This window comes from Dactylosporangium sp. CA-052675, assembly GCF_050947935.1.
GTDB lineage: Bacteria > Actinomycetota > Actinomycetes > Mycobacteriales > Micromonosporaceae > Dactylosporangium.
Genome location: NZ_CP192010.1, coordinates 3,997,981 through 4,015,514, shown reverse-complemented (window position 1 = coordinate 4,015,514; position 17,534 = coordinate 3,997,981). Strand labels below are relative to the sequence as shown.

Below are 17,534 nucleotides of genomic sequence, written 5' to 3'. Positions count from 1 at the left end.
GGTCCCGAGGGTGCCTTGTTCTGGTTGATTCACCCTAACACATCGATAGAAATCGAAAAACGGAACGTAGTCGCGCCATTACGATGCCGCTCGGGGTGGGGCTGAGCTGTCGCGGACGACCAGTTCGGTCGCCAGCTCCACCCGCGGGGTCTCGATCGTCTCGCCGTGGGCCATGCGCAGCACCGTACGCGCGGCCATCAGCCCCATCTCGGCCAGCGGCTGGCGCACCGTCGTCAAAGGCGGCGACGTCCAGCGGCTCTCCGGCAGGTCGTCGAAGCCCACCACCGACACGTCGTCCGGCACGCGCAGGCCCCGAAGCCGCACGGCCTCGTACGCGCCGAAGGCCATCTGGTCGCTCGAGGCGAAGATCGCTGTCGGCGGCTCCGGCAGGGACAGCAGGGCGTCGGCGCCCGAGCAGCCCGACTCGTGGTAGAAGTCGCCCTGCTGGATGAGCGCCGGGTCGGTGTCGAGGCCGGCCGCGGCCAGGGCGGCGCCGTAGCCGTCCAGCCGGGCGCGGCTGCACAGCAGGCGCTTCGGGCCGGCGATGAAGCCGATGCGCCGGTGGCCCAGGGACAACAGGTGCTCGGTCGCGCGCAGGCCGCCGGCCCAGTTCGTCGCGCCCACGGTCGGCACGTCGATGGTCGGCACGCCCGCGGGGTCGATGACGGCTAGGGGGATGTCGAGGCGGCGCAGCTCCGCGTGCAGCGGCGGGGTCACGTCCGAGGTCACGAAGATGACGCCGTCCGTCGCGCGGGCGCGCAGGTTCTGCAGCCACTGCCGGGCCGAGGCCGGCTTGTCGTGGATGGCCGAGACCACGGTGCCGATGCCGGTGGCGTGGGCGACCTCCTCGACACCGCGGATGATCTCGACCGCCCAGGGGCTGTCGAGGTCGTTGAAGACGAGGTCGATGAGGTTCGCGGCGGGCTTGTTCCGGGCGGTCCGGCGGCGGTACCCGTGCTCGCGCAGAATCGCCTCGACCCGCTCGCGCGTCTGGGGCGACACGTCGGAGCGCCCGTTGAGCACCCGGGACACCGTGGGCACCGACACGCCGGCCTCGCGCGCGATCGCGGTGATGGTGACCCGACCTGCGTCCTCGACTGACACGCGCATCCCCTTCACCAGTTTTCGATATTTTCGCACGCCGCCGTTTTCGGAACCAATTCCGGAACTTTCAGGTTCCCGGAGCTGGAGATCGGCACGTCACGGCAGCTGAACCGGCTCAGGCGCTTCCGGAAATCGTTGACACCGCCGAACAGGCCGCCCAATACTGGCGCCATCGACATCCGTCAAACCCGGCCGCCCCACCGGGTCACGGCTCGCTGCCCTGCTGAGGAGGAAAGCGCGCACATGAACAGACGCACCAACAACGGCACCCGCCGTCTCCTGATCGGCGCCCTCGCGCTCGCCGCGGCCGCCACGTTCGCCACCGGCGTCGTCGGGGCCGCCCCGGCGCGGGCCGCCACCTGCAACGGGTACGTCGGGCTCACCTTCGACGACGGCCCGTCCAACGACCACACCCCCGCGATCCTCAACGCCCTGCGCCAGAACGGGCTGCGGGCCACGATGTTCAACGAGGGCCAGTACGCCGCCGCGTACCCGGCCCAGGTCCGCGCCCAGGTCACCGCCGGCATGTGGGTCGGCAACCACAGCTACACCCACCCGCACCTGATCCAGCAGAGCCAGGCCCAGATCGACTCGGAGATCTCCCACACCCAGCAGGCGATCGCGAACGCGGGCGGCGGCACCCCGCGGCTGTTCCGCCCGCCCTACGGCGAGACGAACGGCACGCTGCAGGCGGTCGAGGCGAAGTACGGCCTGACCCAGATCATCTGGGACGTCGACTCGCAGGACTGGAACGGCGCGAGCGTCGACGCCATCGTCGCCGCGAACGCCCGCCTCACCAACGGCCAGATCATCCTCATGCACGAGTGGCCGGGCAACACCCTGGCCGCGATCCCGCGCATCGCGCAGGGCCTGGCGAGCCGGAACCTGTGCGCGGGCATGATCTCCCCGCAGACCGGTCGCGCGGTGGCCCCCGACGGCGGCGGCACTCCGCCCGGCGGCGGGGGCACGACGCCACCTCCGCAGGGCGGCGGCTGTACGGCGACCCTCTCGGCCGGTCAGCAGTGGAGCGACCGGTACAACCTCAACGTGACGGTCTCGGGCAGCAACGCGTGGACGGTCACGATGACGGTGCCGAGCCCGGCGAGGATCAGCGCGACGTGGAACGTGAACGCGACCTGGACCAGTTCCCAGGTGATGGTGGGCCGGCCGAACGGCGCGGGCAACACGTTCGGCGTGACCATCATGACCAACGGCAACTGGACCTGGCCGACGGTCTCGTGTAGCACCTAGCACCCGACGCGGTGGCGCGGCATCACCCCGCCGCGCCACCGCACCACCGCCCCGCCTGCCCCGACGGCCCGAGCGCACCGTCGAGCGGCAACGCTCCCAGCCGCCGTCCGGGCCGCTGGTCCGCGCCGCGCTGAGGGTCTGTCCGGAAGGACACATATCCGGGGATCGGGAGATATTTCAAGTAGCGAACTAAGCCGAACGGCTGATCGTGCAACGGAATCGGGTGGTGTCAGCATGCAGGGCGACGGATATCGGCACGGGGGGTGAGCAGACAGGAGCGCGCCGTGCTGGTGGATCGCGTCGTCGTGCCGTTCGAGGGGCGTGGGGCCGGGGCCGGGCCGCTGGCGTGGGGGCAGCAGCAGGTCTGGGAGGCGATGGTCGACATCGGCTCGTCGCTGCCGATGGGCGGCGTCGTCGCGGTCACCGACGGGCGCACCGTCGAGGACTTCGTGCGCGAGCTGCGCTTCCACATGTGCCGCTACCCGTCGATGCGCACGCTGCTGCGGTTCGGCGGCGACGGTACCGTCACCCAGGAGATCTTCGGCGAGGGCGAGACGGCGCTGGAGATCCACGAGGGCGAGGACCCCGGCGAGGATCCGGCCGCGGTCGCCGAGGCGCTCGCGGCACGGTGGCGGGAGCGCGAGTTCGACTACGACTCCGAGTGGCCGCTGCGCATGGGCGTGGTCCGGCACCGGGGCGCCGTCACGCACGTGGTCGCCCTCATGTGCCACATCGCCGCGGACCTCGGCGGCGTCGAGGTCATGATGCGCGACCTGGCCGCCGCCGACCCCGGCCCGCACACCGCCCCGTCGCCGCTGGACCTGGCCCTGGCCCAGCGGGAGCCGGGGATGCGGCGGCACACGGCGGCGGCGATGCGGTACTGGGAACACCACCTGCGCACCGTCCCGCTCAGCGTGCTCGGGGACGCCGCCGACACCGGCGACCCGACGTTCTGCCGCCTGCACTGGCGCTCCCCCGCGCTGCACCTGGCCTCGGCCCGGCTCGCCGCCCGCGCCGGCGCCGACCCGGCCTGGGTCCTGCTGGCCGCGCTCGCGACCGGCCTGCACCGCGTCGGGCGCAGCCCGTTCGTGGCGCTGGGCATCATCGGCAACCGGTTCCGGCCGTCGCTGCGCGAGGTGGTGAGCCCGCTGACCCAGGACGGCCTGTGCGTGCTCGACGTCGCCGGGGCGAGCGCGGAGCAGGCGATCGCCCGGGCGCGCTCGGCGTCGATGAGCGCCTCGAAGTACGCCTACTACGACCCGGCCGACCGCGCGGCCCTGGAGGAGCGCGTCGGCCGCGACCGCGGCGCCCGCGTCGACCTGCGGGTGCTCTACAACGACCGCCGCACGAGCGCCGCCCCGCCGCCCGGCGCCGAGGACCCGCGGGCCGCCCTGGCCCGCACGGAGCTGCGTGAGGAGCCGGCCGCGTTCCTGGGCCCGAAGCTCATGTTCCACGTCGAGGAGTCCCCGGACGCGGTCAGTCTGATCATGGAGGTCGACACGCGGTACCTCTCCCTGCCCGACGCGCGCCGCCTGCTCAAGGAAGCGGAAAGGTTTGCCGTCGAGGCCTGACGGCCCGGCGCCGCCTTCCTACGCTTGGGTCACGTCACGGGGAGGCGGCCATGCAGATCACCGAGGTGAGCGTGCTGGGTGTGCGATCGGCGGTCGTGGTACTGCGCAACCGGCACACGCCCCTGCGGTTCGTGCTCGTCCCGACCATCCACATGGGGCGGCCGGAGTACTACCGGCGCATCGCCGAGCGGATCGCGCGGTCCCAGCTCATCGTCGCGGAGACGTACGACGGGCCCAGCTCCACCGGCCTGGCGTACGTCACCGCGATGCGCCTGACCCGCCAGCGCCAGGCCCGCGGGCTCGTGCACCAGAACATCGACTACGCCGCGCTGGGGGTGCCGACGGTCTGGCCGGACGGTGCGCTCCTGCGCGGGCGCCGCGACCGCCTGCCGCTGCTGGGCTGGCTCGACCTGGCCCTGCTGGTGCCGGCCCTGACCGTCAGCATGGCCGTCGGCGGCCGCGCCTGGCTGCTGGCGCGCAACCTGGAGGTGAGCGACGACTCCGAGGTGCGGGCGCCACTGTTCAACCGCACGATGCTCGTCGAGCGCGACCGGCTCCTGAGCGCGGACCTGGCCCGCGTCCACGAGCGGCGGGCGGGCGAGGACATCGAGGTCGCCGTGGTGTACGGCGCCGCGCACATGCCCGCCGTCGTGCGGACCCTGGCCCCGCTCGGCTACCGCCCCCTGCGCGGCGGCGACTGGCTGACCGCGATCCCCTTCTAGGCGCGGGGCGTGACGGCTCAGTCCTCGGGCAGGGCCGCGTCCGCGGTGGCCGCGTGCCTCGGGATGAACACCGCCAGCAGGGCGGCCAGCACCGCGGCGCCCGCGCAGATGGCGAACAGGGTCCGGTAGCCGGCCAGCGACGGCAGGGCGTGTCCGGCCAGGGTGATCGTCTGCGCCGCCAGGATCGCGCCGCCGATGGCGCTGGCCAGGGAGCTGCCGACGCTGCGGAAGAGGGCGTTCAGGCCGTTCGCGGCGGCCAGTTCCGAGCGCGGGGCGGCGTGGATGATGAGGCCCGGCATCGCCGCGTAGGCGATGCCGGTGCCCGCGCCGGAGACGGTGGCGCCGAGCACGACCTGCCACAGGGAGTCGACGAGGACCATGCGGGTGGCGAAGCCCGCGGCGATGATGAGCGAGCCGATGATGAGGGCGGTGCGCGGGCGCAGGCGGGCCGAGAACGGCGACAGCAGCAGCATCGCGATGCCGCCCGGCAGCATGCACAGCCCGCCGGCCAGGACGGACTGGCCGAAGCCGTAGCCGGTCGCCGCCGGGGCCTGCACGTAGGAGGCGGTGCCGATCAGCGTGGCGAACAGGGCGAAGCCGACGCACAGCGAGGCGATGTTGGTCAGCAGCAGCGAGGGGCGGGCGGTGGTGCGCACGTCGACGAGCGGGGACGCGCGGCGCAGCTCCACGGCGATGAAGACGGCCAGCAGGACCACGGCGCCGCCGAGCAGGCCGATGGTCCACGGGTTCGTCCAGCCCCACGACGCGCCCTGGGCCAGCGGCAGCAGCAGGGCGAGCATCGCGGCGCCGAGCAGGGCGGTGCCGACGAGGTCCATGCGGCCCTTGGCGACCCGGGCCGGCTCGCGGACGAGCAGGACGATGCCCGGCACGGTCAGGATGCCGCCGGCGACGCAGATCCAGAACAGCACGTGGTAGTCGGCGTACTGGGCGATGAGCCCGGCCAGCGGCAGGCCGAGGGCGCCGCCGACGCCGAGCATGGCGCTGATCAGCGCGATGCCCGCGGGGGCGTGCTCCCGGGGCAGGGTGACGCCGATGAGGCTGATGCTCAGCGGTACGGCGGCGACGGCGAGGCCCACGACCGACCGCCCGATGATCATGACGGTGAGGTTGTCCGCCAGGGCGCAGATCAGCGAGCCCACGACCAGGGCCCCGATGGTCACCAGCAGCATCCGGCGCGTGCCGAACAGGTCGCCGAGGCGGCCGAAGGCGGGCACCGCGACCGCGCCGACGAGCAGGGTCGAGGTGAGCAGCCAGGCCACCCCGTCCCCGCCCGCGCGCAGGTCGACGGCGAGCTCCGACAGGACCGGCACGAGCAGCGACTGGGTCAGCGACACCATGAGCGCCGCCGTGCCGATGACGAGCACGACGACGAGCTGCCGCCGGGTCCACGCCGCGCGGACGTGCGCGGACGGCGCCTCGGCGGCGGGCTCCTGGGTCTGGGTCATGGGGTGGGGCTCCAAGCGCGGGGACGGTGGCCCGGTCGGCCAGGAGGCCGAGCCTGCCACGAGCGTGTTCCCGCGAGGTGACCGCCGCGTGGACTGAGACCGTGGTCACAAGCCCATCGGTCGCCGGGTCCGGCATGAACGACCGACCCCGCGGTTGCACGCCGCCGTGACCGAGTCGCGCGAAGGGTCGTTGAAGGTCTGTGTCCACCAAGCGCCGCCTGCTCGCCGTAGCCGTCCTGCTGATCGTCCTGGCCGGTGCCGGGTCCGCGACCGCGGGCGTCGCCCAGCCCGGGGTGGTGAGCGAGAAGCCGGTCGCGTGGACGCCGAACGTGCTCGACGGCACCGTCAGCGCCATGGCCGTGGTCGGGGGCACCGTCGTGGTCGGGGGCGACTTCACGCAGGTCGCGGACTCGGCCGGCGGGGTGCGGTACAAGCGGCGGTATCTGTTCGCCTTCGAGCTGGGCTCGGGGCGCATCCTCGACACCGGCGCCACGGTCGACGGGCCGGTCACCGCGCTCGCCCCGGCCCCGGACGGCGTCGGCGTGTTCGTCGCGGGCCGGTTCGCGAAGGTCAACGGGCAGCCGCGCACCGGGCTGGCCGAGGTGAACGCGGTCACCGGCGCGACGGTGCCCGGGTTCGCCGCGACCGCCGGCAAGGGCCAGATCCGCACCCTGGCGACGGCCGGGTCGTGGCTGTACATCGGCGGCACCTTCACCCAGCTCGGCGGCCTGCCCCGGGTCGCGCTCGCCCGCGTGGACGCCGCGACCGGGACCACCGACGCCGCGTTCGACCTGCGGCTGGCCCGCCGCGACCGGGGCCTGGTGAAGGTCGAGGAGGTCGCGGTCAGCGCCGACGGCGCCCGGGTGGCGGCGGTGGGCGCGTTCGACTCCGCGGCCGGGCAGAAGCGCGCCCAGCTCGTCGTCGCCGACGCCGGGGCCGCGCCGGCCGTCTCGGGCTGGTCGACGGACGCCTACACGGGGCGGTGCAACACGCTGTACGACTCCTATCTGCGCGGCGTCGACTTCGCGCCCGACGGCACCTGGATCGTGGTGAGCGCGACCGGGGGCATGTCCGGCCCGACCCGGATGTGCGACAGCGCGGCCCGCTTCGACGTCGCCGGCGGCGGCAACCACCAGCCGGTGTGGGTGAACCGGACGGGCGGGAACACGCTGTGGTCGGTGGCCGTGACCGACGCGGCCGTCTACGTCGGCGGGCACATGCAGTGGATGGACAACCCGAAGGGGCACAAGTCCAAGGGGCCCGGGGCGGTCGAGCGCTCCGGGATCGCCGCGCTGGACCCGGCGACCGGGGCCGCGCTGCCGTGGAACCCGTCGCACAGCCGCGGCGTCGGCGTCGGCGTCCTGCTCACGTGCCCGGCCGGGCTGCTGGTCGGCTCGGACACGGACTGGATCGGCGGGGAGTACCACGGCCGCATCGGCCTGCTCCCGATGCTCTAGCTGTCGCCGCCGCGGCGTCGGAGATTCGCGTGCGCCCGATCGTTTCAGGGGTGCGGCTGGGCAGCGGGATCGTGGCGGTGTGACGAGGCCTGGCCGCGGGCCTTGACCAGGCCGGACTCGTAGGCGTAGATGACGGCCTGCACGCGGTCGCGGAGGTTGAGCTTCATCAGGACCCGGGCCACGTGGGTCTTGACCGTCGCCTCGCCGACGGCCAGGGCGGCGGCGATCTCGGCGTTGGACTGGCCGCGGGCCATCAGGCGCAGCACGTCCGTCTCGCGCGGGGTCAGGTCGGCCAGCTCCGGGGGCGGCTGCGGGCCGGGCGCGCCGGCGAAGGCAGAGATGACGCGCGTGGTCACGGCCGGGTCGAGCAGCGCCTCGCCGGCCGCCACCACGCGGATCGCGGTGATGAGGTGCTCCGGGGAGGAGACCTTGAGCAGGAAGCCGCTCGCGCCGGCGCGCAGCGCGTTGTAGAGGTTCTCGTAGGTGTCGAACGTCGTGAGCACGATGATCCGCGGCGCGCCCGGGGCGGCGAGCAGGGTGCGGGTCGCCTCCAGGCCGTCCTGGCGGGGCATGGCGATGTCCATGAGCACCACCTCGGGCCGCAGCCGGCGGGCGAGGGCGACCGCCTCCACGCCGTCGCTCGCCTCGCCCACGACCGTCATGTCCGGCTCGGTCTCGATGACCATGCGCAGCCCGGCCCGGACCATGCGCTGGTCGTCGGCGATCACCACACGCACGCGGCTGCGCTGCGGACCGGTCACGCCGGCACCGCCGCCTGGACCGGCAGCCGCGCGTGGACCGCGAACCCGCCGCCGGGGCGCGGGCCGGCGGTGAGCTCGCCGCCGAACAGCGCCGCCCGCTCCCGCATCCCGATCAGGCCCTGGCCGCCGCCGCCCGCGACCGGCGCCGGCGTGCCGCCGCCCTTGTCGGTGACGGACAGGTGGACGCCGTCGCCGGCGTAGCGGACCTCGACCGTCACCCGCGTGGGCCCGGCGTGCTTCAAGACGTTGGTCAATGCCTCCTGGATGATTCGGTACGCCGACAGGTCGGCCGCCGGCAGCAGCGGGACGGCCTCGCCCTCCCGCCGCAGCGTCACCGTCAGCCCGGCCTCGCGGACCTGCGCGACCAGCTCGTCGAGGCGGTCGAGCCCGACCGGCGCGGCGGTGGCCCCGCCGTCGTCGCCGCGCAGCAGCCCCAGGGTGCGGCGCAGCTCGCCGACGGCGTCCCGGCCGGACGACTCGATGCCGCGCAGCAGCTCGCCGTCGACGTCGAGGCCCGCGTCGAGCCGCCGCCGCACGACGCCCGCCTGGATCACCATCACGGTGACGCTGTGCGCGACCATGTCGTGCAGCTCCCGGGCGATGCGCACCCGCTCCTCCATGACCGCCTCGCGGACCCGCTGCTCGCGGATCGCCGCCCGGGCCGCCGCCGCGTCGGCGCTCTGGCGCTGCTGGTAGGCGAACGCGACGCCGAGCGCCCAGGGCCCCCACGGGAAGAACAGCGCCGCCATCGGGTCGGACGGGTCGACGTGCCAGAAGGACAGCGAGGTCGCCACCATCAGCGCCAGCCCGGCGTATCCGCGCCAGCCGCTGCGCCCGACCGGCACGTGCCGGCCGACCGTGTAGGCGGCGATGATCATCGCGGCGAGCTGCCAGAGCCGGTAGTCGACAACGACCACGTTGACGAGCACGCAGCTGGCCGCCAGCGCGACGAGCGGGACGCCGCGCCGCAGCGCGACGAGCACCGCCGCGGCGGCGAGGACGTAGGGCCACCAGGCGCCGGGCGGGTGTACCACGGCCTCCTCGACGAGCGCGAACGCCACGAACCCGCCGGTCACCCCGAGATCGACCCGCCACCTGCTGCGCACCTCCTGACGGTACGGGCCGATCCCCCGGTTCCTCACCCGTCCGCCGGATGACCGGCCGTCCGCCGCGCGGGGGACCCCGGTTCGCCCGCGTTGCGGGTTCGCGCCGCGCCCCGCGTTCGTAGCGTTCGCGGCTCCGACTCCTTCGCATTGAAGGGAGACCGCGATGCGGCTCTTCTTGATACTGGCGCCGATCGTGCTGGGCGTGGCGACCGCGGTCGACCCGGCGCTCGGCACCCCGGACGGGTCCTTCGGCGTCTACCGGGCGCACCCGGCGGCCACGGAGACTCATGCGGTACTGCTGCACTGGGCGTGGATCCTCTTCGTCCCCGGGTTCCTCGCGCTGCTCGGCCCGATCCGCCGCCGCGGCGCCGTCCTCGCCCGCGTGGCCTGGGTCGCGACGGTCTTCGGCCTGGTCACGTTCTCCGCGCTGATGGCGTTCGACGTGTTCCTGCTGGCGCTGGAGCAGACGCTGCCGGACAACGGCACGGTCGCCCGGGTGAACGAGACGTTCGAGTCCCTCGGCGGCTGGGCGACGTTCGGCTGGCAGCTGCCGGGCCTCGCCGGCTGGGCCCTCGCGCTGGTGCTCGCGCCGATCGCGGCGGCCCGCGCGCGGATCATCTCGTGGTGGGTGGCGGGGGCGGCCCTGGCGGGCGCGGCGGGGTACTTCCTGTTCGCGATCACCCCGCTGCCCTGGTGCGTGGCCGGCCCGCTGGTGATGACGGTGGCGTACACGCTCGCGGCCCGCTCCCTCGGCCGCCACGTCCCCGACCCCGACGAGCCGGACACCTTCGGCGCCTTCCGCTTCTCGGTCGGCCGCGTGTGCCTGGTCCTGGCCCCGGTGGCGTTCGCGGCGGGCCTGGCCACGGTGCCCGGCTTCACGCCCGACCCGGCCCAGTTCACCGAGCACCCGGTGCAGTCGCAGGCCAGCGCGTTCCTGCTGCACCTGGGCTGGCTGCTGTTCATCCCGGCGGTCCTGACGATCATGCAGACGGGCGGCCGCTTCGCCCGCGTCGCGGGCCTGGTCACGGTGCTGGCGCTGGCCAACTTCAGCGGCCTGATGGTGGGCGACTACACCGACCTGGCGGCGCGCATGGTCCTCACCCCGGAGCAGGCGACGCGGGTGAGCGACGCGATGGGCGGTTACGCCCTGTTCGCGGTCGGCTGGGTGCTGTTCGGCATGTTCGGCACGCTGCTCGGCCTGATCGTGACCGCGTCGGCGACCACGGCCGACGGCCGCTCCCGCTGGTGGGTCCCGGTCCTGGTCGGCGCGGGCATCGTGGCCTTCCTGGCGCTGGGCGTCGGCCCGCTGAGCCTGCTGAGCCCGCTGCTGCTCCTGGCCGGCTTCGGCCTTTTGGCCCGCTCCTTGCGCTACCCCGCCCCGGCCGTGCACGCGACCCCGGCCGCCCCGGCCCCGGCGACTGCCTGACCCGCACCTCCGGCCGGCGCCCGCCCGGGCCGCCGGCCGGAGCGGTCCGGGCCGGGTTGTCGAGCGGCCTGCCGCACGCTGATGCCGCGATCCGGGGCGGCCGGCGTCGCGGCTACCAGGGCGGCGTGCTGGGCCGCTTGGTGACCCACGTGTGGGTGGTGTAGTCGAGCCACCATTCCAGGCGCGGGTATCCACCGGTGCCCATCGTGCGGAAGTTCCGGCCCACGGCGTTGTCGATCACGGTGCGCCCGGTCTGGGTGTCGGACGTCCAGTCCAGCTGGATCCGCCACGTGCAGTCGCAGCCGACGGTCTTCGCGGTGAGCACGAAGGACTCCGGGTCGTCGTTCTTCACGACGTAGGGGAAGTTCGACGCCTCGTGGATCTGCGCCGCGTCGTCGTTGGTCGGCACCCAGGCGCCCGACTCGTCGTCGAGGTCCGTGGTGAAGTACCGGAACTCGCCGCCGGCGCCGCAGGAGCCGCCGATGTGGAGGCTGACGGAGGCTCCCTGCGCGGGGCGGGCCGCGTGCTTGACGAAGACCGTGTGCGCCCGCGTCAGCGTCACCGTCCGGCCGGGTTTCGCGGAGACCGTGAACGAGTAGGTGGTCACGTCCGGGTCGGCGGCGCTGTTGTCCGCGACCCAGCTGGTCAGGTCCGGCCGGTCGCCGTTGATGGAGGGCGGCCTCACCTGGGCGGCGGGCTTCGCCACGGCCGCCAGCAGCTGGCACCGGCCCGGGCCGACGGACTCGCTCACCTCGAAGTTCGCGTTGCCGATCGCCACGCTGCCGTCCTCGCGGGGCGAGGGTGACCCGAGCCCGTTGCCGGTGGCCGGCGCGGCGGCGGATGCGCCACCGCCGCCACCGCCGGACGGGGCCGGGCTGCCCGCGGACGTCGGGCCGCGGCCGACCGCCGGCACGACGGCGATCTGGACCGGGCCCGAATCGCCGCCGAGCCACTGCACGGCCGCGTTGATGGCGCCGGTCGTCCACCCGGTGACCACGGCGAGCACGCCGGCCAGGACGGCCCCGAGCACGACCCGGCGGGCCGAGGTCAACCGGCCCGCCGGCCTCGCGGACGGGCCGGACACGGGCCGGAAACGACCACTGTTCTTACCGCCGACCGGGCTCATGCGGGCACCCTATGGCGGCGCCCACCCGGAATCGATCCGGCGACCGGCCCGCCCGCGGCTCGGAACCGGCAGCGGCATCCGGCGGTTCGCGGCCCGCCGGCATCCGGGCGGCCGTTGCGCACGGCGACGCGATCGTCGCCGCGGGACGACAGCCGCGCCGGCATCCGGGCGGCCGTTGCGACCAGTCGCCGCGGGACGACAGCCGCGCCGGCATCCGGGCGGCCGTTGCGACCAGTCGCCGCGGGACGACAGCCGCGCCGGCATCCGGGCGGCCGTTGCGACCAGTCGCCGCGGGACGACAGCCGCGCCGGCATCCGGGCGGCCGTTGCGATCGTCGCCGCGGGACGACAGGTGCGCCGGCCACCCGGTGCGCCGGCTAGCTCGGCTGGTAGATGTCGGGTTCGACGAAGATCAGGGTGGCGATCGGCACGGCCGCGCGGATGCGGGCCTCCGCGCTGTTCGTCGCCCGGCTGATGTCCTCGGCGACGGTACCCTCGGGAACCGTCACCTTCACCGCGACGAGCAGCTCGTCCGGGCCGAGGTGCATGGTGCGCAGGTGCACCACCCGGTCGAAGAGCGGCTCGCCGAGCAGCGACTCGCGGATCTTCGCGACGTTCGCCTTCGACGCGGCCTCGCCGACGAGCAGGCTCTTGGTCTCCATGGCCAGGATCCACGCGATCGCCACGAGCAGCAGGCCGATGACGAGCGTGCCGATGCCGTCGAAGACCGCGTTGCCGGTCAGCACCGACAGCCCGACGCCGAGCAGCGCCACCACCAGGCCGGTGACCGCCCCGGCGTCCTCGAGCAGGATCGTGGGCAGCTCCGGGGCCTTGGCGTTGCGGATGAACTGCCACCAGGTGCGGCTGCCGCGGGTCTGGTTCGCCGCCTTCGCCGCCGTGATCAGGGCGTAGCCCTCCAGCCCGATCGCGATGACGAGGATGATCACGGCGACGATCGGGGACTCGAGGTCCTTCGGGTGCAGGATCTTGTGGTAGCCCTCGTACAGCGCGAACAGCCCGCCGAGCGTGAACAGCACGATGGACACGATGAAGGCGTAGATGTACCGCTCACGCGCGTACCCGAACGGGTGCTGCTCGTCCGCCACCCGGCGCGAGCGCCGGCCCCCGACGAGCAGCAGCGCCTGGTTGGTGGTGTCGGCGAGGGAGTGCACGGCCTCGGCGAGCATCGACGACGACCCGGTGATGAGCGCGCCGACGCCCTTGGCCAGCGCGATGCCGAGGTTCGCGGCGAGCGCCGTGACGACCGCGCGGGTGCTGCCGCCCTCAGCCGCCATTGAGCACCTCGCCGAGGAACGCCTCGAGCTCGCGCCAGCTGCGGCGGTCCGCGGTCGCGTGGTACGCCTCGCCGGGCAGCGTGAACCCGTGCTCGGCGCCGGCGTAGGTGGTCACCTGCCAGTCGAGGTCGCCGCGGGTGCGCAGCTCGTCCTGGAACTTCGCCACGGCCGCGTCCGGCACGACGGCGTCGGCGCCGCCGGCGAGCACCAGCAGCGGGCCGGCGATCGCGGCGACGTCGGCGGGCTCGTGGGCGATGAGGGCGCCGTGGAACGACACCGTGCCCCGCACCGACGCGCCGGTGCGGGCGAACTCCAGGGCCGCGGAGCCGCCGAAGCAGTAGCCGATGACGGCGATCCGGTCGCGGTCGACGTTCGGGTCCGCGGCGAGCATGTCGTAGGCGGCCCGGACGCGGGCGCGCAGCAGCGGCAGGTCGCCGTAGTACCTGCCGGCCTCGGCGGCGGCCTCCTCGTGGTCGTCGAAGCGGCGCCCGGCGCCGTAGACGTCGGCGCAGAACGCGAAGTAGCCGAGCCGGGCGAGCATGTGGGCGCGGGCCTTGGGGTATTCGCGCAGGCCGGTCCAGTCGTGCACGATCAGCACCCCGGGCTTCGGGCCGGTGACGGCGGCGTCGTGCACCGCGTAGCCCTCCATGGTCTGGCCGTCGTGGCCGTAGGTCACCGCCGCCCCGTCGATCCGGGCGCCGTCGGGCGCCGCAACGGTGTCGATGAGCCGCCGGTGGTCCCCGGAGAAGTCGGTCATGATCGGCACTGTACCGATGCCGTGTGAACGGCTCCCGCCAGGCTTCCGCGATCTGGACGTTGACCTGCCGTTTTCCGGATATCGTGAGCACGAGGAGGCCGCATGCACGAGCACGCGTACGCGCTCACGCCGGTCGAGCCCGCCCGGCCCCTGGGCGAGCTGGAGCTGAGCGCGGGCGCGCTGTCGCAGGCCGCCGCCGACCAGCTGGCCGCCCTGACCGCGCGCGCCGCCGGGGCACCCGCCGCGATGATCCACCTGGCCACGGCCGGGGCGCTGCGATACGCCGGCGGCGTCGGGCTCCCGGCGCAGTTCGATCGGCAGCGGTACGCCCCGGCGCGCTCCACCCTCGCGGGCTGGGTGATCGCCAACGACCATCCGCTCATCGTCACCGACGCGGAGCTCGACCACCGGGTCCCGCCGGACGCCCCGGTCCGCGCGGCCGGCATCCGCGCCTACGCCGGCTTCCCGATCCGCGACCCCGAGGGCGAGACGGTCGGCGTCTGCGCCGTGCTGGACCGCCGGCCCCGCCCGTGGACGGCCGCCGAGCTGACCGCGGTGGACGAGGGCGCCCAGGCGTGCATGGCCTTCGTCTGCGAGCGCCGGGCCCGTGAGGACGCCGACCGCCAGCACCGCTTCCTCGACGCGCTCCTGGAGAGCCTGCGCACCGGGGTCGCGGCCTGCGACGCCGACGGGCGCCTGGTGTTCACGAACGAGGCCGTTCGCCGCCTCTGCGGCGGGTGCGGCGCCGACGGCCTGGCGGCCACCGGACCCCTGCGCCGGGCGCTCGCCGGCGAGCGGCTGCGCGGCCTCGAGCTGACCGTGTCCCGCCCCGGCGAGCGGGCCCGCGTGCTGTCCGCCGACGCCGAGCCGATCACCGACCGCGACGGCACCCGCACCGGTGCCGTCATCGCCGTGCACGACGTCACCGAGCGGCGCCGGGCCGAGCGGTTCCGGGAGGCCGAGCTCGGTGTCGCCGGGGTGCTGGCCGGCGCGCAGAGCGCGGCCGAGGCCGGGCCCGAGCTGCTGCGGGTGCTGGCCGAGCCGCTGGACTGGCCGCACGCGGAGCTCTGGCTCGTCGACGCCGAGTCCGGCGTGCTCGTGCCGGCCGCGACCTGGACGGCCCCCGGGTCGCCGGTCCGGATCCGGGTGCCCCGGCTGCTGCGCCGCGGGCACGGGCTGGCCGGCACCGCCTGGCGCAGCGGCGAGCGGGTCTGGGTCCACGGCGTCGGTGCCGAGGGGAGCCTGGTCAGCGCGGACGCGGTCGAGGGCCCGCCGCCGGGGACCGCCCTGGCCGTGCCGATCGCCTCGGGCGGGCGCACCCTGGCCGTGCTGACCGGTTTCGCCGGCGCCGCCGAGGACCCGGCCGACGCGCTCGTGGTGCTGCTGTCCGGGATCGCCGCGCACATCGGCCAGTTCCTGGAGCGGCGGCGGGCCGAGGACCTGGCGGTGGCGCTGGCCCGCAGCAAGGACGAGTACCTGGCCCTCGTCGGCCACGAGCTGCGCACCCCGCTGACCAGCATCTCGGCCTGCGTCGAGCTGCTGCGCGACGGCGACCCGGACCTCGTGCCGGAGCTCGTCGCGGCGATGGACCGCAACGCGGAGACGCTGCGGCACATCATCGACGAGCTGCTGGACCTGGCCGCGCTGGACAGCGGCCACGCCGAGGTCGCCGCCGACCCGGTCGACCTGACCGGGCTCGTCGCCGGGGCCGTGCACACCGTGTCGGCGGCGGCCGCGGAGGCCGGCGTGACGATCGAGGCGGCCCTGGCCCCGGACGTCACCGTCCCCGGCGACGCCGCCCGGCTCGCCCAGGTCGTCATCCACCTGCTGGACAACGCGATCCGGCACAGCCCGGACGGCGGCCGGGTCACCGTCGCGCTCACGTCCCCGGCCGCGGCGAGCGTGGAGCTGACCGTCGCCGACGCCGGGCTCGGCATCCCCGAGGACGAGCGCGACCGGCTCTTCACCCGCTTCTACCGCTCGACGCGGACCCGCGATCGCGGCATCCGCGGCGCCGGCCTGGGCCTGGCCCTGAGCCGGGCCGTCATCGACCGGCACCACGGCACGATCCGCCTGGTGCCGCAGCCGGCGGGGACCCGCTTCGTGGTGCGCCTACCCGCTCACGCGGACTCCGACGCGGCCCAGCCCGTCCAGCGGGTGACGTCCACCGCCACCAGCCCGCCGCGCAGCTCGAAGTGCGGGTAGCGGGTGCCGAGGCGGTCCAGGGCCATCCGGCCCTCGGCGCTGTCGGGGTCGAGGTCGCGGGCCGAGCCGTCGGCGCGCACCCACCACAGCGCGGACCAGTCCTCCTCGTAGTGGTCGGCCAGCACCGCGGCCCGCGGGTTCGCGGCCAGGTTCGCCAGGCGGCGCAGCCGCAGGTGCCGCTTGGGCTTGGCGTCCACGCCGTGGTAGATCGTGTCGGCGTCCACGGCGAAGACGATGGGCACCACGTGCGGGTGGCCGTCCGGGGTCGCGGTCGCCAGGTGCGCGACCCGGGCCTCGGCGAACCTCCGGCGCGCCTCCGTCTCGGCCAGCTCCGTCATGAAGCCTCGCCCGCGAACACGGCGATCGCGTGCTCCCACTCGTCCAGGGCACGCTCCACCGTGGAGCGCGGGCCCGAGGGGATCCAGCGGCTCGCGCGCTGCACGCCGGCCTCGTGGAGCCGTTGCAGCACCGCCGGGTCGCTCGGCGCCGAGAGCACCTGCACGCCGATCGGGCGCTCCGCCCGTGAGCGCAGCTCGCGGATGCGCTCGAAGATGCCCTCCTCGTAGTTCGGGAACCACGCGTCGCCGAAGGCGAGGACCCGGTCCAGCACGCCCGGGCCGGTGCCGCCGACGAGGACCGGCGGGTGGGGCCGCTGCACGGGCTTCGGGTAGGACCAGATGCGGTCGAAGTTCACGTACTTGCCGTGGTACGTCGCCTCGTCGTCGCGCCAGATGGCCCGCATCGCCTCGACCCGCTCGCGCAGGACACTCATCCGCACCCGTGGGTCGGTGCCGTGGTTGCGCATCTCCTCGCGGTTCCACCCGGCGCCGACGCCGAACTCGAAGCGGCCGCCGGAGAGCTGGTCGATCGACGCGACCTCCTTCGCGGTGATGATGGGGTCGCGCTCGATCACGAGGCAGATGCCGCTGCCGACCCGCAGCCGGCTGGTGGCGGCCGCGGCGGCGGTCAGCGCGACGAAGAGGTCGTAGGTGTGCCAGTACCGCTGCGGCAGTTCCTGCCCGTCCTGGTAGGGCGTCTCGCGGGCGGCCGGGATGTGCGTGTGCTCGGCGAAGAACAGCGCCGCATGCCCGCGCTCCTCGACCAGCCGGGCGAGCGCCCCGGGCGCCATGGCGTTGTGCGTGGGGAAGTAGCCGACTCCGAAGTCCATACCACCATTGCTACAGCAGACACTTGACGTGGCGGATCGCCTTGGCGAAGGAGGGATGCCCGGGTGAGCGGCTCGCCGCCGCCGGTGAGCTGCCGCCGCGTCACGACGCGCTCCCCTCCC

At 74.5% G+C, this 17,534-nt stretch carries 16 protein-coding genes; 6 read left to right on the top strand and 10 right to left on the bottom strand.

Going from position 1 to position 17,534, the window contains the following annotated elements; all coding sequences use genetic code 11:
- Window positions 1-78: 78 nt before the first annotated feature.
- Complete coding sequence (locus ACQP1P_RS18375; RefSeq protein WP_433087894.1) at window positions 79-1,104, bottom strand: LacI family DNA-binding transcriptional regulator; 1,026 nt, start codon at window positions 1,102-1,104, stop codon at window positions 79-81.
- Between the two features lie 11 nt (window positions 1,105-1,115).
- On the bottom strand, window positions 1,116-1,283 hold the full coding sequence (locus tag ACQP1P_RS18370) for a hypothetical protein (RefSeq protein ID WP_433087893.1): 168 nt from the start codon (window positions 1,281-1,283) through the stop codon (window positions 1,116-1,118).
- 64 nt (window positions 1,284-1,347) lie between these two features.
- Here ACQP1P_RS18370 and ACQP1P_RS18365 point away from each other — a divergent pair, with 64 nt between their 5' ends.
- The 3 genes from ACQP1P_RS18365 (at window position 1,348) to ACQP1P_RS18355 (ending at window position 4,648) form a co-directional block, all read left to right on the top strand.
- A complete protein-coding gene (locus ACQP1P_RS18365; protein ID WP_433087892.1) occupies window positions 1,348-2,355 on the top strand; it encodes a polysaccharide deacetylase family protein in 1,008 nt (335 codons plus the stop codon).
- A 263-nt stretch (window positions 2,356-2,618) separates the two neighbouring features.
- The gene (locus ACQP1P_RS18360; RefSeq protein WP_433087891.1) at window positions 2,619-3,926 is read left to right on the top strand and encodes a condensation domain-containing protein; all 1,308 of its coding nucleotides are present in this window, start codon (window positions 2,619-2,621) and stop codon (window positions 3,924-3,926) included.
- 50 nt (window positions 3,927-3,976) lie between these two features.
- A complete protein-coding gene (locus tag ACQP1P_RS18355; RefSeq protein ID WP_433087890.1) occupies window positions 3,977-4,648 on the top strand; it encodes a hypothetical protein in 672 nt (223 codons plus the stop codon).
- A 17-nt stretch (window positions 4,649-4,665) separates the two neighbouring features.
- Here ACQP1P_RS18355 and ACQP1P_RS18350 read toward each other — a convergent pair whose 3' ends face one another.
- Window positions 4,666-6,114, bottom strand: coding sequence for an MFS transporter (locus ACQP1P_RS18350; protein WP_433087889.1), 1,449 nt, complete (start codon window positions 6,112-6,114; stop codon window positions 4,666-4,668).
- A 200-nt stretch (window positions 6,115-6,314) separates the two neighbouring features.
- On the opposite strand from ACQP1P_RS18350, the gene ACQP1P_RS18345 reads away from it, so the two are divergent.
- Window positions 6,315-7,571, top strand: a complete 1,257-nt coding sequence (locus ACQP1P_RS18345) for a PKD domain containing protein (protein ID WP_433087888.1) — start codon at window positions 6,315-6,317, stop codon at window positions 7,569-7,571.
- 44 nt (window positions 7,572-7,615) lie between these two features.
- On the opposite strand, the gene ACQP1P_RS18340 is transcribed toward ACQP1P_RS18345, so the two are convergent.
- The gene (locus ACQP1P_RS18340) at window positions 7,616-8,278 is read right to left on the bottom strand and encodes a response regulator (protein WP_433090043.1); all 663 of its coding nucleotides are present in this window, start codon (window positions 8,276-8,278) and stop codon (window positions 7,616-7,618) included.
- Window positions 8,279-8,328: 50 nt separating this feature from the next.
- Window positions 8,329-9,438, bottom strand: coding sequence for a sensor histidine kinase (locus ACQP1P_RS18335; RefSeq protein ID WP_433087887.1), 1,110 nt, complete (start codon window positions 9,436-9,438; stop codon window positions 8,329-8,331).
- 163 nt (window positions 9,439-9,601) lie between these two features.
- On the opposite strand from ACQP1P_RS18335, the gene ACQP1P_RS18330 reads away from it, so the two are divergent.
- A complete protein-coding gene (locus ACQP1P_RS18330; RefSeq protein WP_433087886.1) occupies window positions 9,602-10,864 on the top strand; it encodes a hypothetical protein in 1,263 nt (420 codons plus the stop codon).
- A gap of 112 nt (window positions 10,865-10,976) precedes the next feature.
- On the opposite strand, the gene ACQP1P_RS18325 is transcribed toward ACQP1P_RS18330, so the two are convergent.
- The 3 genes from ACQP1P_RS18325 to ACQP1P_RS18315 all read right to left on the bottom strand — a co-directional run bounded on the left by ACQP1P_RS18325 (window position 10,977) and on the right by ACQP1P_RS18315 (window position 14,041).
- A complete protein-coding gene (locus ACQP1P_RS18325) occupies window positions 10,977-11,990 on the bottom strand; it encodes a hypothetical protein (protein WP_433087885.1) in 1,014 nt (337 codons plus the stop codon).
- A gap of 376 nt (window positions 11,991-12,366) precedes the next feature.
- Window positions 12,367-13,284, bottom strand: coding sequence for a cation diffusion facilitator family transporter (locus tag ACQP1P_RS18320; protein WP_433087884.1), 918 nt, complete (start codon window positions 13,282-13,284; stop codon window positions 12,367-12,369).
- Window positions 13,274-14,041, bottom strand: a complete 768-nt coding sequence (locus tag ACQP1P_RS18315) for a dienelactone hydrolase family protein (RefSeq protein WP_433087883.1) — start codon at window positions 14,039-14,041, stop codon at window positions 13,274-13,276. The genes ACQP1P_RS18320 and ACQP1P_RS18315 overlap by 11 nt, the downstream gene beginning before the upstream one ends.
- 102 nt (window positions 14,042-14,143) lie before the next feature.
- Here ACQP1P_RS18315 and ACQP1P_RS18310 point away from each other — a divergent pair, with 102 nt between their 5' ends.
- On the top strand, window positions 14,144-16,246 hold the full coding sequence (locus ACQP1P_RS18310; RefSeq protein ID WP_433087882.1) for an ATP-binding protein: 2,103 nt from the start codon (window positions 14,144-14,146) through the stop codon (window positions 16,244-16,246).
- On the opposite strand, the gene ACQP1P_RS18305 is transcribed toward ACQP1P_RS18310, so the two are convergent.
- Complete coding sequence (locus tag ACQP1P_RS18305) at window positions 16,162-16,584, bottom strand: TIGR03668 family PPOX class F420-dependent oxidoreductase (RefSeq protein ID WP_433087881.1); 423 nt, start codon at window positions 16,582-16,584, stop codon at window positions 16,162-16,164. The genes ACQP1P_RS18310 and ACQP1P_RS18305 overlap by 85 nt on opposite strands.
- Entirely contained in the window at window positions 16,581-17,414 is an 834-nt protein-coding gene (locus tag ACQP1P_RS18300; RefSeq protein ID WP_433087880.1) for an LLM class F420-dependent oxidoreductase, read from the bottom strand. The genes ACQP1P_RS18305 and ACQP1P_RS18300 overlap by 4 nt, the downstream gene beginning before the upstream one ends.
- Between the last annotated feature and the right edge of the window lie 120 nt (window positions 17,415-17,534).

Bases quoted from the DNA above. Each gene is read 5' to 3' on its own strand.
- ACQP1P_RS18305 (WP_433087881.1), bottom strand. From the start codon at position 16,584: ATGACGGAGCTGGCCGAGACGGAGGCGCGCCGGAGGTTCGCCGAGGCC.
- ACQP1P_RS18340 (WP_433090043.1), bottom strand. From the start codon at position 8,278: ATGGTCCGGGCCGGGCTGCGCATGGTCATCGAGACCGAGCCGGACATG.
- ACQP1P_RS18330 (WP_433087886.1), top strand. From the start codon at position 9,602: ATGCGGCTCTTCTTGATACTGGCGCCGATCGTGCTGGGCGTGGCGACC.
- ACQP1P_RS18300 (WP_433087880.1), bottom strand. From the start codon at position 17,414: ATGGACTTCGGAGTCGGCTACTTCCCCACGCACAACGCCATGGCGCCC.
- ACQP1P_RS18315 (WP_433087883.1), bottom strand. From the start codon at position 14,041: ATGACCGACTTCTCCGGGGACCACCGGCGGCTCATCGACACCGTTGCG.
- ACQP1P_RS18370 (WP_433087893.1), bottom strand. From the start codon at position 1,283: ATGTCGATGGCGCCAGTATTGGGCGGCCTGTTCGGCGGTGTCAACGAT.
- ACQP1P_RS18320 (WP_433087884.1), bottom strand. From the start codon at position 13,284: ATGGCGGCTGAGGGCGGCAGCACCCGCGCGGTCGTCACGGCGCTCGCC.
- ACQP1P_RS18350 (WP_433087889.1), bottom strand. From the start codon at position 6,114: ATGACCCAGACCCAGGAGCCCGCCGCCGAGGCGCCGTCCGCGCACGTC.
- ACQP1P_RS18365 (WP_433087892.1), top strand. From the start codon at position 1,348: ATGAACAGACGCACCAACAACGGCACCCGCCGTCTCCTGATCGGCGCC.
- ACQP1P_RS18325 (WP_433087885.1), bottom strand. From the start codon at position 11,990: ATGAGCCCGGTCGGCGGTAAGAACAGTGGTCGTTTCCGGCCCGTGTCC.
- ACQP1P_RS18355 (WP_433087890.1), top strand. From the start codon at position 3,977: ATGCAGATCACCGAGGTGAGCGTGCTGGGTGTGCGATCGGCGGTCGTG.
- ACQP1P_RS18310 (WP_433087882.1), top strand. From the start codon at position 14,144: ATGCACGAGCACGCGTACGCGCTCACGCCGGTCGAGCCCGCCCGGCCC.